The sequence below is a fragment of the Herbaspirillum huttiense genome (genome assembly GCF_004367745.1).
In the GTDB taxonomy this organism is placed as follows: Bacteria; Pseudomonadota; Gammaproteobacteria; order Burkholderiales; family Burkholderiaceae_D; genus Herbaspirillum; species Herbaspirillum huttiense.
On sequence record NZ_CP037993.1, the window covers coordinates 2,189,085 to 2,200,925 of the forward strand.

Here is an 11,841-nt window from a genome sequence, read left to right on the forward strand (position 1 = left end):
TTTTGTCAGGGCCTTATTTTTTTGTCCGTCGGTTCCGCGCTGGAGGGAGTGCGGTCGGCGGCAAATCATTGACTGGTCACCGGATGTTTTTCGAGGGGGAGAACATCGGCGTTGCGCCAGAGCCGTCCCATGTACTGGGAGGGTTCCTGCCGGTTTCGTGGCATCGCCGCGATAGTCCGGACAAATTTCTTCCCGCTCGCGAAGTCGCCGCGCCACCCTTGGCTGCGGCTTGATATATTCGTCTCATGCATCTGCGTTTGCTTTCCATGGCGGGCTCATCATGTCCCTGAATCGTCTGTTCCGGCTGATCTCGGTCGCCTTGCTGGCGCTGTTCCTGGCGTTTGCGGTGGCCCTGGTCTGGACGGAGTGGAACACCTACCGCAGCGGTGCCAACAGCGTGCCGGCCTTGCGCAAGCTGCGCCTGGCGCTGCTGGCGATGGAAAAGATTTCCGCCGAACGTGGTCCGGCCAACGCCGTCATGGGGGCCGGCGCCTCGGTGCCGCCGGAGCTGCAGGCCAGGCTGGCCACTGCCCGCGCCCAGAGCGATGCGGCCCTGAGCCAATTGCGCGCTGCGCTGGAGGCGGATACCAGGCTGCGGCAGTCGTGGGCCATGGACAAGGTGCGGCTGGTCCAGCAAGGCCTGGGTCCGGCGCGCGCCAATGTTGACCGGGTGGCGCGCCTGGCGCCGCAGGATCGCAGCGACGTGCTGGTGGTCTCGGCCGTCAGCAGCATGGTCGATCTGATGCCATTGATGGTGCGCGTGGTGAGTGATCTGAGCAATGAGGCTGACCGCGCCGATCCCTTGCTGCGTGATGGCCTCTCGGCCGTGCGCGCAGTCGCCAGCCTGCGCGAGTACGCCGGGCAGGTCGGGTCGCGTTTCGTCGCCCCACTGATTGCGCATCGTCAGCTGACCCAGGATGAAGTCATCGAAATCGGACGCCTCTATGGCCGCATCGAGTTGTTGCGCAACTTCATCGCCGGCCAGTTGGGCAGTTACAGTCGCGCGCCGGAATTTGCCGCGGCCCTGGAGCGGGTGGAGAAGGAATATTTCGACAGTGGCTTCCAGTTCCTCGATTTCCTGCTGCAGATAGGGCTGAAATCCGGTGACTTCGGGGTCACGCCTACCGATCTCTTCAAGTTCTATGTGCCCTCAATGGCCTCCATCACGGACCTGCGCGATCTGCTGCTCGATGATCTGCTGGAGCAGGCGGAGCGCCACAATACGCGGGCCCGCAACCTGTTGATTCTGGTGGTGAGCCTGACGCTGGTGGCTTGCCTGTTCTTCCAGATGCTGGTGGTGCTGATCGGGCGGCGTGTGGTGCGTCCGCTGGTGCAGGCCACCGATCTGGTGTCGGGTCTGGTGGATGGCAAGCTGGAGCAGGAAATCCCCGAGGCGCGCCATCAGGATGAGATCGGCGCGATGATGCGTGCGCTGCGCGTGCTCAAGCAGCGCATGCGCGAGCGCAACAGTCTGGCCAAGGAACGCGAGGCGCTGATCACGCAATTGCAGACCTCATCCAATACCGATTTTCTGACCGGCGTATTGAACCGCCGCGCCTTCTACACCCATGCCGATCAGCAGCTGGGTGTGGCGCAACGCTATCGGCGGGCGGTGTCGGTGGTGCTGTTCGACATCGATCATTTCAAGCGCATCAACGACAGCTACGGTCACCAGGCCGGCGACGCCATCCTGATCGGCGTGAGCCAGTGTGTGGCGCAGCTGCTGCGCAAGGTGGATGTGCTGGCGCGCTATGGCGGCGAAGAATTCATCATCCTGCTGCCCGAATCCGATCTGGCGCAGGCCGCCGCCGTGGCTGACAAGCTGCGGGCGGCGCTGGAAGAGCGCGTGTTCGAGACCGAAGGGGATCGCCGTATCAATGTGACGGCCAGTTTCGGCGTGGCTACGATGGCCGGAGGCGAGGCGCTGGACAAGCTGACCAAGCGCGCCGACATCGCGCTTTACCGCGCCAAGCGGCTGGGGCGCAATCGGGTCGAACTGGCCGGGGATGAGCTGGAAGAGCCCTGATCAGGCGCTGTCGCGTTCCAGGATGGAATAGCCCAGATCGCACACCGCTTGCGCGACCGGCTGGCCGTCGAAGCGGGTGAGCAGCATCTCCGCTGCCGTGACGCCGATCTGGTGTGCGCTGATCTGCACCGTGGTGAGGGCGGGCAGGACTTCCGTGGCGATCTCCAGATTGGCGAATCCGGCCAGGGCGATGCGCTTTGGCACCGCGATGCCGCGCCGTGCGCATTCCAGGGCGGCGCCGGCGGCCATGACGTCATTGCTGAAGAAGGCGGCCTCGATGTCCGGCTGCAGCGCCAGCAGGCGGCAGATGGTCTCGCGCCCGGCCTGCAGGAAGCTGCCCATCGCGACCACCTGATGCACGGGTTCCGGCGCACCCTGCGCCACCAGCGCATCCCGCATCCCTGCAAAGCGCGCCAGGCCGCGCGGATCATCCCCGCCCACGAAGGCCATGCGGCGATAGCCCTTGCGCACCAGATAATCTCCCATGGCCTGCCCGGCAGCATGGTTGTCGAAGCCGACCAGCATGTCGATGGGTTGCGGGCTCATGTCCCAGGTTTCCACTACCGGAATGCCGGCCGCCTTGAGGCGCTGGCGCGTGCGCGCCGAATGCTGCACGCCGGTCAGCACCAGGCCATCCACCCGGCGGCCGATGAAGGCTTCCACCAGGCCGGTTTCCGCGTCTTCCGAATAATTGGTTTGCCCCAGCAGCAACTGGTAGCCCTGCAGGCTCAGTTGCTCGGACAGTCCGCGCACGGTCTCGGCAAAGATCGAATGGCTGATGGTCGGCACGATGGCCGCCACGATGCGCGTGCGGCGAGAGGCCAGGCCGCCGGCCAGCATGTTGGGGATATAGCCCATGCTGCTGATGAAGGATTCGACCCGTTCGCGCGTGGCGGGGGAGACCTTTTCGGGCGTATTGATGACCCGCGAGACCGTGATATGCGATACCCCCGCAGCACGCGCCACGTCTTCCTTGGTGATGGCGCGGGTAGGTGCTGCGGCAGGATCGGCTTTGCGGGTCATGGGAAGGCTGGAGAGAAGTTGTCGCAAGCATAACAGCAGCGGGCCCCGGCGGGTCTTGCGGACATCCACAAGACCGTTGCTGCAAGCTTGGTGGCCGCGTTCAGTCGCGGTCGTTGAAGGCCGAGATGTGCGATACCTGGAATACGCCCGACAGCGAGTGCAACTCATTGCGATGCAATTGCGCCAGGCGATGCAGGTATTGCTCGCCCAGTTCGGTCAGGCGCACCTGGACCAGGCGCTTGTCGCGGTCGTCCGGAGTGCGCGTGACCAGGCCGGCTTTCACGCAGCGCGTGACCAGGGCCACGACGCCGTGGTGCTGGGCCTGCAGGCGCTCGGCCAGCTCGCTGATGCTGGCCCACTCGCGGCCGGGATAGCCCTTGATGTGCAGCATGAGCAGGTATTGCAGGGGCGTCAGGCCTTCGCTCTGGGCGGCATCTTCCGAAAAGCGCAGGAAACGGCGCAGTTGGTAGCGAAATTCCGACAGGGCTTCGAAATCGTCTTTTTGCAGGCGGGGCGCGGCATTCATCGGAACGCACCTTCGCTGTGAAGTAAAAGGGAGAGGGGCAAACGGGACATGTATATCATCTTGTGATGTAATTGTGGCTTTGGCGCGGGCGCTGTCACGCCGCGTGCCGTGTTGAAGACCCGTCGTCACGGAAGGGATATGCCCGATTCTATCTTGCTGTGGTTGAAAAGTTTTATTCCTGCCAAGACCAATGTCGATCGCTTCGAGCGCATGCGCGCTTGCGCCGGCAGTCTGTTCGGCATCCTGCTGGTCGGCCTGACCAGCTATGCGCTGCTGCCGCATGAGGCGCGCACCATCTGGTTGATCGCCCCCATGGGGGCGTCCGCCGTGTTGCTGTTTGCGGTGCCTTCCAGTCCGCTGGCCCAGCCCTGGTCCATCCTGGGCGGCAACCTCTGCGCGGCGCTCATCGGGGTGAGCTGCGCGAAGCTGGTGCAGGAGCCGGCCCTGGCGGCGGCGCTGGCCATCGCGCTGGCCATTGGCGGCATGTTCCTGCTGCGCTGCATTCACCCGCCCAGCGGGGCGGTGGCCTTGACGGCGGTGCTGGGCGGCCCGGTGGTGCATGACATGGGCTATGCCTTCGTGCTTTCGCCGGTGCTGCTCAACTCGGCGCTGCTGCTGGCGGCCGCGCTGTTCTACAACAACGCCACCGGACGCCGCTACCCGCATGCCCAGCACAGCGCCGCACCCCATCCGCACCAGACCCGGGATGAATTGCCGATCACGCGGCTGGGGTTCTCGCATGAAGATCTGGACGCAGTCCTGAAGGATTTCAACCAGGTGCTCGACATCGGCCGCGACGATCTTGAAGAAATCTTCCTGCAAACCGAAATGCGGGCCTATCACCGCCGCTTCGGCCAGACTCTGTGCGCCGCGGTGATGTCGCGCGATGTGGTCGCGGTGGAATTCGCCACCGGCCTGGACGAGGCCTGGCATCTGTTGCGGCAGCACCGGTTGCGGGCCTTGCCGGTGCTCGATCGCGGGCGGCATGTCATCGGGATCGTCAGCCGTACGGATTTTCTGGAGCATGCCGGCGTGGAAGTGCATACGGGCCTGGCCGCGCAGCTGCGCCGCCTGCTGCACCGGGTGCCGTTCACGCATTCGGACAAGCCGGAAGTGGTCGGCCAGATCATGAGCCGCCCGGTCATCACCGCCCAGGTCGATACGCCGGTGCTGGAACTGGTGCCGCGCATGGCCGATGGCTTGCACCAGATTCCGGTGGTGCAGGCCGATGGCAAGCTGGCCGGCATGCTGACGCAGTCGGATATGATCGCGGCCCTCTATGAGAAAAACCTGGCGGCCACCCGCGCGCTACCGGTGGCCGGCGCGGTGAGCAGCCTGCGTAGCGCCGCCTGATCGGCTTGACAGACGGGCAGGGCGGGCGGAAGGTGGCATTCTTTGCAAGGGAATTCATTCCGGGAGACTGTGATGAGAACGAATGCGCTGATTTTGCTGGGGATCGCTCTGTTATTGTCATTGCAAGCCTGTGACCGCAAGGGCGGCAATCCGCCCAAGCCGATGACGTCGGCGGTGCAGGGTGATTTGCGGATGGGGTGAGCGCCGGATGGTGAGGCGCATGCTTGTTGTGGCGCGGTTCTGACGGCAGATATGAAGAATGTGAATATCTGCTATTGCCACAATAAAGCAGACTCGGCCGGGGTGCATCGTTATAGTTGCACCTGTCTCCTCCAATCTCCTTAAGAAATTGGATTCAAGCCCGCACCTCTTGGTCGCGGGCTTTTTTTTTGCCTGTCGGTTTGGTTCGGGGGTGACGAACTCTTCATATCCCTTCGATCAGCAGGGAGAGCTTGTCTTCGGTTCTTGGTAAGATGCGAAGTATCGCGTTGTTGGCCAAGTGAAGGTTTTTGTCCGTATTCCGTTGGGATCCGGGCGGGCCGCTTGCGCAATGCTTCACTTTCCTCATTCAGATTCACTCAATGTCTTCCAGCTCTTCTTCGCAGTCCGCCGTTCCGTCCGCACCCGAGCGCCCCGACACGCCTTGCGTGGCCGTGTGCTCCACCACCTTTGACGATGTCTGCCGCGGCTGCGGCCGTACCGTCGATGAAGTGGCGCAATGGGTCTTCATGGACAAGGATCAGCGCGAAGTGGTGTGGCAGCGCATCCTGGCCGAAGGCTATCCGCGCCGTAATTACTGAGCCGCGCGGCCGGCGGTAAAGAATGGAACGCCGGCCCGGCGCAGCATGCCGGTCAAGGCGATCAGTGGCAGGCCGGTGAGGGCGGTGGGATCGTCGCTGCGAATGCTCTCCAGGATGGCGATGCCCAGGCCCTCGTTCTTGGCGCTGCCGGCACAGTCGTAGGGCTGCTCGATATGCAGGTAGGCATCGAGTTCGGCATCTTCGAGGTCGCGGAAGCGCACCACAGTCTGTACATTGCAGACCTGCGCAGCGGCGGCATCGGCTTGGCGGCCATCCCACAGGCACAGCGCCGTATGGAAGATGACTTCGCGCCCGCGCATCAGCTGCAATTGCTTCAAGGCATTGGCGTGATTGCCGGGTTTGCCGATCTGCAGGCCGTCCAGCGTGGCGACCTGGTCCGAGCCGATCACCAGGGCAGGACCGACCCGGGCGGCAATGGCGGCAGCCTTCTCGCGCGCCAGTCGCAAGGCCGTGGCTTCCGGGGTTTCGCCGGGTTGCGGGGTTTCGTCAATGTCCGGGGCCATGGTCTCGAAGGGCAGGCCGAGGCGGCCCAGCAGTTCCTTGCGATAGACGGAGCTGGAGCCCAGGATCAGGCGGGGCAGGGTGGAATCGGTGCGGTGTTGTGTCATGGTGAAGGCGCGCCACGCGCCGTGCTGAAACAATAAAACCCGGATTTTGGCGGAAATTCGCCACAAAGTGAGAGCGCTTCCTCCGATGAAGCCATTTTTCGCGAGAATTTCGCAAGCAAGGCGCTAAGGCTTTGACTGGTAAGGAAATTTTCTGTTATGATCGCAGGTTTTCCGGATTCTGCTTTGGCTATGAATGCATTTGTTATCGACGCGTTCGAATTCTGCAGGCTGAAACAGCAGGCGCAGGGTGAGATTCCGGTTGCTGAATTAGGTCGTCTGGCGCAAGAGACGGTTGACCGTTCCGGCACGATTCACTGGGCTCTGTCCGGCGATATCGACAAGCTGGGACATGCTCAACTCAGTCTGGCAGTGTCGGGTGCAGTTAATCTGATCTGTCAGCGTTGCCTGACGGCATTGAATTTCGAGATTGATTCGAAGTCGCTGCTGGTATTGGCAAAAGATGAGGCGCAAGCCGACACCATCGAAGAACTGCTGGATGATGACGAGATCGATGTCATCGTCGGTTCGGCAGCCTTCGACGTGAACTACCTGATTGAGGATGATGCGCTGCTGGCCCTGCCGGTGGCACCCAAGCATGATGTCTGTCCTGACGGTAGCGTGGCGGCCGAGGCCAAAGGTGCTGAACGGGCTTCCCCGTTTGAGGTACTGAAGAAGTTGAAGCAGTAACAAGTATTGTTGGGGAATGTCTGGCAAAGGCCGGGCAGCGGCACAGCGGGGTTGGAGAAACACCGATCCGATGTGTTAAAATTTTCAATCTTAAGTAAGGTTTAGGAGTAATCATGGCCGTTCAACAGAACAAAAAGACCCCGTCCAAGCGCGGTATGCATCGTGCACACGACTTTCTGACTGCACCCCCGCTGGCTGTGGAGCCGACGACTGGTGAGACCCACCTGCGTCACCACATCAGCCCCAACGGTTTCTACCGTGGTCGCAAGGTGCTGAAGACCAAGAACGACGAGTAATCTCATTCATTGAGCTTGCTGTTTTTGGAGAAAAGCGGCGCAATGAGCTTCTGTTTCAGGAGGTTCATTTTGCGCCGCTTTTTTATGTCCGCGACATCCGTCAGCGGACCTGCCTGCCTGCTTGCGTGAAGCTTCATCTGGCGCGCTGTCCGAGTGTGCCATTTTGAAGGCTTTGCAATCTGCCTCATAATGTAGGCTGGCAAGGCTTTGAATCAAATCGATGACCATCAAAATTTCAATCGACTGCATGGGTGGCGATCATGGCCCGTCAGTCACGCTCCCGGCCGCTGCCTCCTTCCTCAAGCGCCAACCTGATGCAGAGCTGATCCTGGTCGGCCAGGAAGCCGTGCTGCAGCCGCTGCTGAAGAAATACAAGCTGGCCGGCGAAGCCCGCATCCGCATTCACAATGCCTCCGAAGTGGTGACCATGGACGACCCGATCGAGGTCGCCCTGCGTCGCAAGAAGGATTCTTCCCTGCGCGTGGCCGTGACCCTGGTCAAGGAGGGGCAGGCCCACGCCGCCGTCTCGGCCGGCAATACCGGTGCCCTCATGGCGGTCTCGCGCTATGTGTTGAAGACTCTGCCGGGCGTGGATCGTCCGGCCATCTGCACCATCCTCCCGAACCAGAAGGATGGCCCCACCTACATGCTCGACCTCGGCGCCAACGTCGACTGCGAGCCACAGCATTTACATCAATTTGCACTCATGGGCTCGGCCCTGGTCGCGGTCATGGAAGGCAAGGCCAAGCCGACCGTGGGCCTGTTGAACGTGGGTGAGGAAGACATGAAGGGCAACGAGCTGGTCAAGGCGACTGCCGCCCTGCTGCGGGCCGATCATGAGAAGGGTATCCTCAACTTCTACGGCAACGTGGAGGGTAACGACATCTTCGAAGGCACGACCGACCTGGTGGTGTGCGACGGTTTCGTGGGCAACGTCACCCTGAAGGCTTCAGAAGGCCTGGGGCGCTTCGTCAAGCAGGTGCTTACCAGTGAATTCAAGAAGGGCATCATCAACAAGCTTGGCGCCCTGATTGCCTATGGTGCCATCAAGGCGCTGTCGCGCCGCCTCAATCCTTCCCGCTACAATGGCGCCAGCTTGCTGGGCCTGAAGGGCCTTGTCTTCAAGAGCCACGGCGGTGCCGATGTGTACGCTTTCGAATGGGCCATCCGCCGCGCGTATGATGCGGCCAAGTATGATGTGCTCGCCCGTATTGCCGCCAGCATGGCGGAGCTGATGCCCCAGGAGCAGGGGCGCACGGCCGAGGCCGCTGCCAAGGCTTTCGAGCCGGCGCCGGTCTCGCTGGATCAACCGAACTAACAGAGCAAGAAGACGGCATGACCACTTACAGCAAAATCGTCGGCACCGGCAGCTACCTGCCGGCCAAGCGCGTCACCAACCATGAGCTGGCCGCGCAGCTGGCCGAGCAGGGCATCGAGACCTCGGACGAATGGATCGTCACGCGCAGCGGCATCTCCGCGCGCCACTATGCCGAGCCGGGCCAGCTTTCCAGTGATCTCGCCCTGCAGGCGGCGCAGCGCGCCCTGGAAGCGGCGGGCATGCAGGCCAATGACATCGATCTGATCATCATGGCCACCTCCACCCCGGATCACCTGGGTGGTTTCCCCAGCACCGCCTGTGTGGTCCAGCGCAAGCTGGGCATCACCAATGGTGCGCCGGCCATGGATGTGCAGGCCGTCTGCAGCGGCTTTGTCTACGCCATGTCGGTGGCGGACAGCTTCATCAAATCCGGTGCCCACAAGAACGTTCTGGTCATTGGTGCCGAAGTGTTCTCGCGCATTCTGGATTTCAAGGATCGCACCACCTGTGTGCTCTTCGGCGATGGTGCCGGCGCGGTCATCATGAGTGCCTCGCAGGAGCCGGGCGTGCTGGCGACCAAGCTGCATGCCGATGGCAGCCACGGTCACATCCTGTGCGTCCCGGGCAGCATCGACAACGGTGCCGTCGCCGGCAGCGCCTACCTTTATATGGATGGCCCGGCCGTCTTCAAGCTGGCCGTCTCCTTGCTGGACAAGGTGGCGCGCGAAGCGCTGGAAGCGGCCAAGATGCAATCCACCGAGGTGGATTGGCTGGTGCCGCACCAGGCCAATATCCGCATCATGCAGGGCACGGCCAAGAAGATGGGTCTGCCGCTGGAAAAGATGGTCGTCACGGTGGCCGAGCACGGCAATACCTCGGCCGCCTCGATTCCCTTGGCGCTGGACCAGGCGGTGCGCGATGGCCGCATCCGGCCGGGTCATACCGTCATGATGGAAGGCGTCGGCGGTGGCTTCACCTGGGGCGCCGTGCTGGCGCGCATGTAAAGCGGGCAGGGGGCCGCTGCGGCAGTCCTTTCGTTCACTGATCTCTTCGATTTCCTGCATTTTCATCCAAATTATCTACCTCCAAGCATGACAACATTCGCTTTCGTCTTCCCGGGCCAGGGTTCGCAGGCCATCGGGATGCTCAATGGTTTCGCCGACAATGAAGTCGTCCGCCAGACCGTCGCAGAAGCTTCCGATGCCCTGCAGTTCGACCTGGGCAAGCTCATCGCTGAAGGTCCCAAGGAAGACCTGGACCTGACCACCAACACCCAGCCCGTCATGCTGACGGCTGCCGTGGCCTTCTATCGCGCCTGGCTGGCTGCAGGCGGCAAGGCACCGGCGCTCGTCGCCGGCCACAGCCTGGGCGAATATTCGGCACTGGTCGCCGCCGGCGTGATCGCCTTCAAGGATGCGGTACCGCTGGTGCGCTTCCGCGCGCAAGCCATGCAGGAAGCGGTGCCGGTCGGGCAGGGTGGTATGGCCGCCATTCTCGGTCTGTCTGATGAAGACGTGCGTGCTGCCTGCGCCGAAGCGGCGCAAGGTGAAGTGGTCGAGGCTGTCAACTTCAATGCCCCCGCACAAGTCGTGATCGCCGGCCACAAGGCCGCTGTCGGCCGTGCCTGTGACATCGCCAAGGCCAAGGGTGCCAAGCGCGCGCTGCCGCTGCCGGTGTCGGCGCCGTTCCACTCCTCGCTGCTCAAGCCGGCTTCGGACCGCCTGCAAGCCTATCTGGCCAACGTCGCCTTCGCCGCGCCGCAGATCCCGCTGATCAACAACGTCGATGTGGCCGTGGTCAACGATCCGGCTGCCATCAAGGATGCCCTGGTGCGCCAGGCGGCTGCGCCGGTACGCTGGGTCGAGACGGTGCAGAAGATGGGCGACGACGGCGTCACGCACCTGATCGAATGCGGTCCGGGCAAGGTGCTGACCGGCCTGACCAAGCGCATCAATGGTGACCTGGTGGGTGAGGCCATCGTCGACCAGGAGTCCCTGAACAAAGTATTGGAGTTGCTGAAATGAGTGCATTGAATCTGCAAGGCCAGGTCGCCCTGGTGACCGGCGCTTCGCGCGGCATCGGCCGTGCCATCGCCACCGAACTGGCCCGCCAGGGTGCCAAGGTGGTCGGTACGGCGACCTCGGAGTCGGGCGCTGCCGCCATCACCGAATACCTGGCAGCGCTGGGTCCGGAAGCCGGCCGTGGTGCGGTGCTCAATGTCAATGATGCCGAAGCCAGCGTGGCGCTGGTGGAGCAGGTGCAGAAGGAATTCGGTGCGCTCTCCATCCTGGTCAACAATGCCGGCATCACCCAGGACCAACTGGCCATGCGCATGAAGGACGAGGAGTGGGACAGCGTGATCGCCACCAACCTGACCGCCGTCGGCCGCCTTTCGCGCGCCGTGCTGCGTGGCATGATGAAGGCCCGTAGCGGCCGCATCATCAACATCACCTCGGTGGTGGGCGAGGCCGGCAATCCCGGCCAGATGAACTATGCCGCTGCCAAGGCCGGCGTGGCCGGCATGAGCCGCGCGCTGGCGCGTGAGATCGGCAGCCGCAACATCACCGTCAATTGCGTGGCGCCCGGCTTCATCGATACCGACATGACCAAGGCGCTGAACGAGCAGCAGTCCGCCGCCATCCTGCAGCAGATTCCGCTGGGACGCCTGGGTGCGGCTGAGGAGATCGCCTATGCGGTGGCCTTCCTGGCCTCGCCGCAAGCGGCCTACATCACCGGCACGACGCTCAATGTCAATGGCGGCATGTACATGGGTTAAGTAAGTCTTGGGGGCTTGATTCAAGTCCTTTTGACGACTTTTGTTTGCAGTTAAGCTGGACTTGGCACAATCTTGCCAGGAATAGTTAAAAGTAAATTTTCCGCGCGCAAACCTGCTAAAATGCGCGCACTTTTGTAACCTATCATCCCTCTGGAGGAACACTATGTCCGATATCGAACAACGCGTGAAGAAGATCGTCGCTGAGCAACTGGGCGTCGCCGAAGCCGACATCAAGAACGAATCGTCGTTCGTGGACGACCTGGGCGCCGACTCGCTGGACACCGTCGAGCTGGTCATGGCACTGGAAGATGAGTTCGAAATGGAAATCCCCGACGAACAAGCTGAAAAGATCACCACCGTGCAACAGGCGATCGACTACGCAAAGTCGCAAGTCAAGGCCTGATAAG

At 62.4% G+C, this 11,841-nt stretch carries 15 protein-coding genes; 11 read left to right on the top strand and 4 right to left on the bottom strand.

What is annotated here, in order from left to right; all coding sequences use genetic code 11:
• Window positions 1-280: 280 nt before the first annotated feature.
• Window positions 281-2,026 (top strand): GGDEF domain-containing protein, encoded by a 1,746-nt coding sequence (locus E2K99_RS09755; protein ID WP_134222088.1) that lies wholly within the window; start codon window positions 281-283, stop codon window positions 2,024-2,026.
• Here E2K99_RS09755 and E2K99_RS09760 read toward each other — a convergent pair whose 3' ends face one another.
• Both E2K99_RS09760 and E2K99_RS09765 read right to left on the bottom strand, forming a co-directional pair.
• Window positions 2,027-3,049, bottom strand: a complete 1,023-nt coding sequence (locus E2K99_RS09760; RefSeq protein WP_205703771.1) for a LacI family DNA-binding transcriptional regulator — start codon at window positions 3,047-3,049, stop codon at window positions 2,027-2,029.
• A gap of 100 nt (window positions 3,050-3,149) precedes the next feature.
• Window positions 3,150-3,575 carry a MarR family winged helix-turn-helix transcriptional regulator gene (locus E2K99_RS09765; RefSeq protein ID WP_134222090.1) on the bottom strand — a complete coding sequence of 142 codons (426 nt, stop codon included), beginning with the start codon at window positions 3,573-3,575 and terminating at the stop codon, window positions 3,150-3,152.
• A gap of 138 nt (window positions 3,576-3,713) precedes the next feature.
• Between E2K99_RS09765 and E2K99_RS09770 the strand changes: the two genes are divergently transcribed.
• The 3 genes from E2K99_RS09770 to E2K99_RS09775 all read left to right on the top strand — a co-directional run bounded on the left by E2K99_RS09770 (window position 3,714) and on the right by E2K99_RS09775 (window position 5,728).
• On the top strand, window positions 3,714-4,928 hold the full coding sequence (locus tag E2K99_RS09770) for an HPP family protein (protein WP_205703772.1): 1,215 nt from the start codon (window positions 3,714-3,716) through the stop codon (window positions 4,926-4,928).
• Between the two features lie 72 nt (window positions 4,929-5,000).
• Window positions 5,001-5,129, top strand: a complete 129-nt coding sequence (locus tag E2K99_RS26065) for a hypothetical protein (protein WP_256497641.1) — start codon at window positions 5,001-5,003, stop codon at window positions 5,127-5,129.
• 380 nt (window positions 5,130-5,509) lie between these two features.
• Window positions 5,510-5,728 (top strand): DUF1289 domain-containing protein, encoded by a 219-nt coding sequence (locus E2K99_RS09775; RefSeq protein WP_034331679.1) that lies wholly within the window; start codon window positions 5,510-5,512, stop codon window positions 5,726-5,728.
• Here the strand turns inward: E2K99_RS09775 and E2K99_RS09780 are convergent.
• Window positions 5,722-6,357 carry a Maf-like protein gene (locus E2K99_RS09780; RefSeq protein WP_134222091.1) on the bottom strand — a complete coding sequence of 212 codons (636 nt, stop codon included), beginning with the start codon at window positions 6,355-6,357 and terminating at the stop codon, window positions 5,722-5,724. The genes E2K99_RS09775 and E2K99_RS09780 overlap by 7 nt on opposite strands.
• Window positions 6,358-6,513: 156 nt before the next feature.
• Between E2K99_RS09780 and E2K99_RS09785 the strand changes: the two genes are divergently transcribed.
• Together E2K99_RS09785 and rpmF are read left to right on the top strand one after the other, a co-directional pair.
• Window positions 6,514-7,044, top strand: coding sequence for a YceD family protein (locus E2K99_RS09785; RefSeq protein ID WP_121039520.1), 531 nt, complete (start codon window positions 6,514-6,516; stop codon window positions 7,042-7,044).
• Between the two features lie 113 nt (window positions 7,045-7,157).
• On the top strand, window positions 7,158-7,340 hold the full coding sequence (rpmF, locus tag E2K99_RS09790; RefSeq protein ID WP_006463510.1) for a 50S ribosomal protein L32: 183 nt from the start codon (window positions 7,158-7,160) through the stop codon (window positions 7,338-7,340).
• Between the two features lie 6 nt (window positions 7,341-7,346).
• Here rpmF and E2K99_RS25490 read toward each other — a convergent pair whose 3' ends face one another.
• Window positions 7,347-7,589: a hypothetical protein gene (locus E2K99_RS25490; RefSeq protein WP_166675054.1), complete on the bottom strand. Its 243-nt coding sequence runs from the start codon at window positions 7,587-7,589 to the stop codon at window positions 7,347-7,349.
• Between E2K99_RS25490 and plsX the strand changes: the two genes are divergently transcribed.
• The 5 genes from plsX to acpP all read left to right on the top strand — a co-directional run bounded on the left by plsX (window position 7,561) and on the right by acpP (window position 11,837).
• Window positions 7,561-8,658, top strand: a complete 1,098-nt coding sequence (plsX, locus tag E2K99_RS09795) for a phosphate acyltransferase PlsX (RefSeq protein ID WP_034331681.1) — start codon at window positions 7,561-7,563, stop codon at window positions 8,656-8,658. The genes E2K99_RS25490 and plsX overlap by 29 nt on opposite strands.
• A gap of 17 nt (window positions 8,659-8,675) precedes the next feature.
• Window positions 8,676-9,662, top strand: a complete 987-nt coding sequence (locus tag E2K99_RS09800) for a beta-ketoacyl-ACP synthase III (RefSeq protein ID WP_134222092.1) — start codon at window positions 8,676-8,678, stop codon at window positions 9,660-9,662.
• 87 nt (window positions 9,663-9,749) lie between these two features.
• On the top strand, window positions 9,750-10,682 hold the full coding sequence (gene fabD, locus E2K99_RS09805) for an ACP S-malonyltransferase (RefSeq protein ID WP_134222093.1): 933 nt from the start codon (window positions 9,750-9,752) through the stop codon (window positions 10,680-10,682).
• Complete coding sequence (gene fabG, locus E2K99_RS09810; RefSeq protein WP_134222094.1) at window positions 10,679-11,434, top strand: 3-oxoacyl-ACP reductase FabG; 756 nt, start codon at window positions 10,679-10,681, stop codon at window positions 11,432-11,434. The genes fabD and fabG overlap by 4 nt, the downstream gene beginning before the upstream one ends.
• 163 nt (window positions 11,435-11,597) lie before the next feature.
• Window positions 11,598-11,837, top strand: coding sequence for an acyl carrier protein (gene acpP / locus E2K99_RS09815; protein ID WP_006463505.1), 240 nt, complete (start codon window positions 11,598-11,600; stop codon window positions 11,835-11,837).
• Window positions 11,838-11,841 lie beyond the last annotated feature (4 nt).

Bases quoted from the DNA above. Each gene is read 5' to 3' on its own strand.
- E2K99_RS09755 (WP_134222088.1), top strand. From the start codon at position 281: ATGTCCCTGAATCGTCTGTTCCGGCTGATCTCGGTCGCCTTGCTGGCG.
- E2K99_RS09760 (WP_205703771.1), bottom strand. From the start codon at position 3,049: ATGACCCGCAAAGCCGATCCTGCCGCAGCACCTACCCGCGCCATCACC.
- E2K99_RS09765 (WP_134222090.1), bottom strand. From the start codon at position 3,575: ATGAATGCCGCGCCCCGCCTGCAAAAAGACGATTTCGAAGCCCTGTCG.
- E2K99_RS09770 (WP_205703772.1), top strand. From the start codon at position 3,714: ATGCCCGATTCTATCTTGCTGTGGTTGAAAAGTTTTATTCCTGCCAAG.
- E2K99_RS26065 (WP_256497641.1), top strand. From the start codon at position 5,001: ATGAGAACGAATGCGCTGATTTTGCTGGGGATCGCTCTGTTATTGTCA.
- E2K99_RS09775 (WP_034331679.1), top strand. From the start codon at position 5,510: ATGTCTTCCAGCTCTTCTTCGCAGTCCGCCGTTCCGTCCGCACCCGAG.
- E2K99_RS09780 (WP_134222091.1), bottom strand. From the start codon at position 6,357: ATGACACAACACCGCACCGATTCCACCCTGCCCCGCCTGATCCTGGGC.
- E2K99_RS09785 (WP_121039520.1), top strand. From the start codon at position 6,514: ATGATCGCAGGTTTTCCGGATTCTGCTTTGGCTATGAATGCATTTGTT.
- rpmF (WP_006463510.1), top strand. From the start codon at position 7,158: ATGGCCGTTCAACAGAACAAAAAGACCCCGTCCAAGCGCGGTATGCAT.
- plsX (WP_034331681.1), top strand. From the start codon at position 7,561: ATGACCATCAAAATTTCAATCGACTGCATGGGTGGCGATCATGGCCCG.
- E2K99_RS25490 (WP_166675054.1), bottom strand. From the start codon at position 7,589: ATGCAGTCGATTGAAATTTTGATGGTCATCGATTTGATTCAAAGCCTT.
- E2K99_RS09800 (WP_134222092.1), top strand. From the start codon at position 8,676: ATGACCACTTACAGCAAAATCGTCGGCACCGGCAGCTACCTGCCGGCC.
- fabD (WP_134222093.1), top strand. From the start codon at position 9,750: ATGACAACATTCGCTTTCGTCTTCCCGGGCCAGGGTTCGCAGGCCATC.
- fabG (WP_134222094.1), top strand. From the start codon at position 10,679: ATGAGTGCATTGAATCTGCAAGGCCAGGTCGCCCTGGTGACCGGCGCT.
- acpP (WP_006463505.1), top strand. From the start codon at position 11,598: ATGTCCGATATCGAACAACGCGTGAAGAAGATCGTCGCTGAGCAACTG.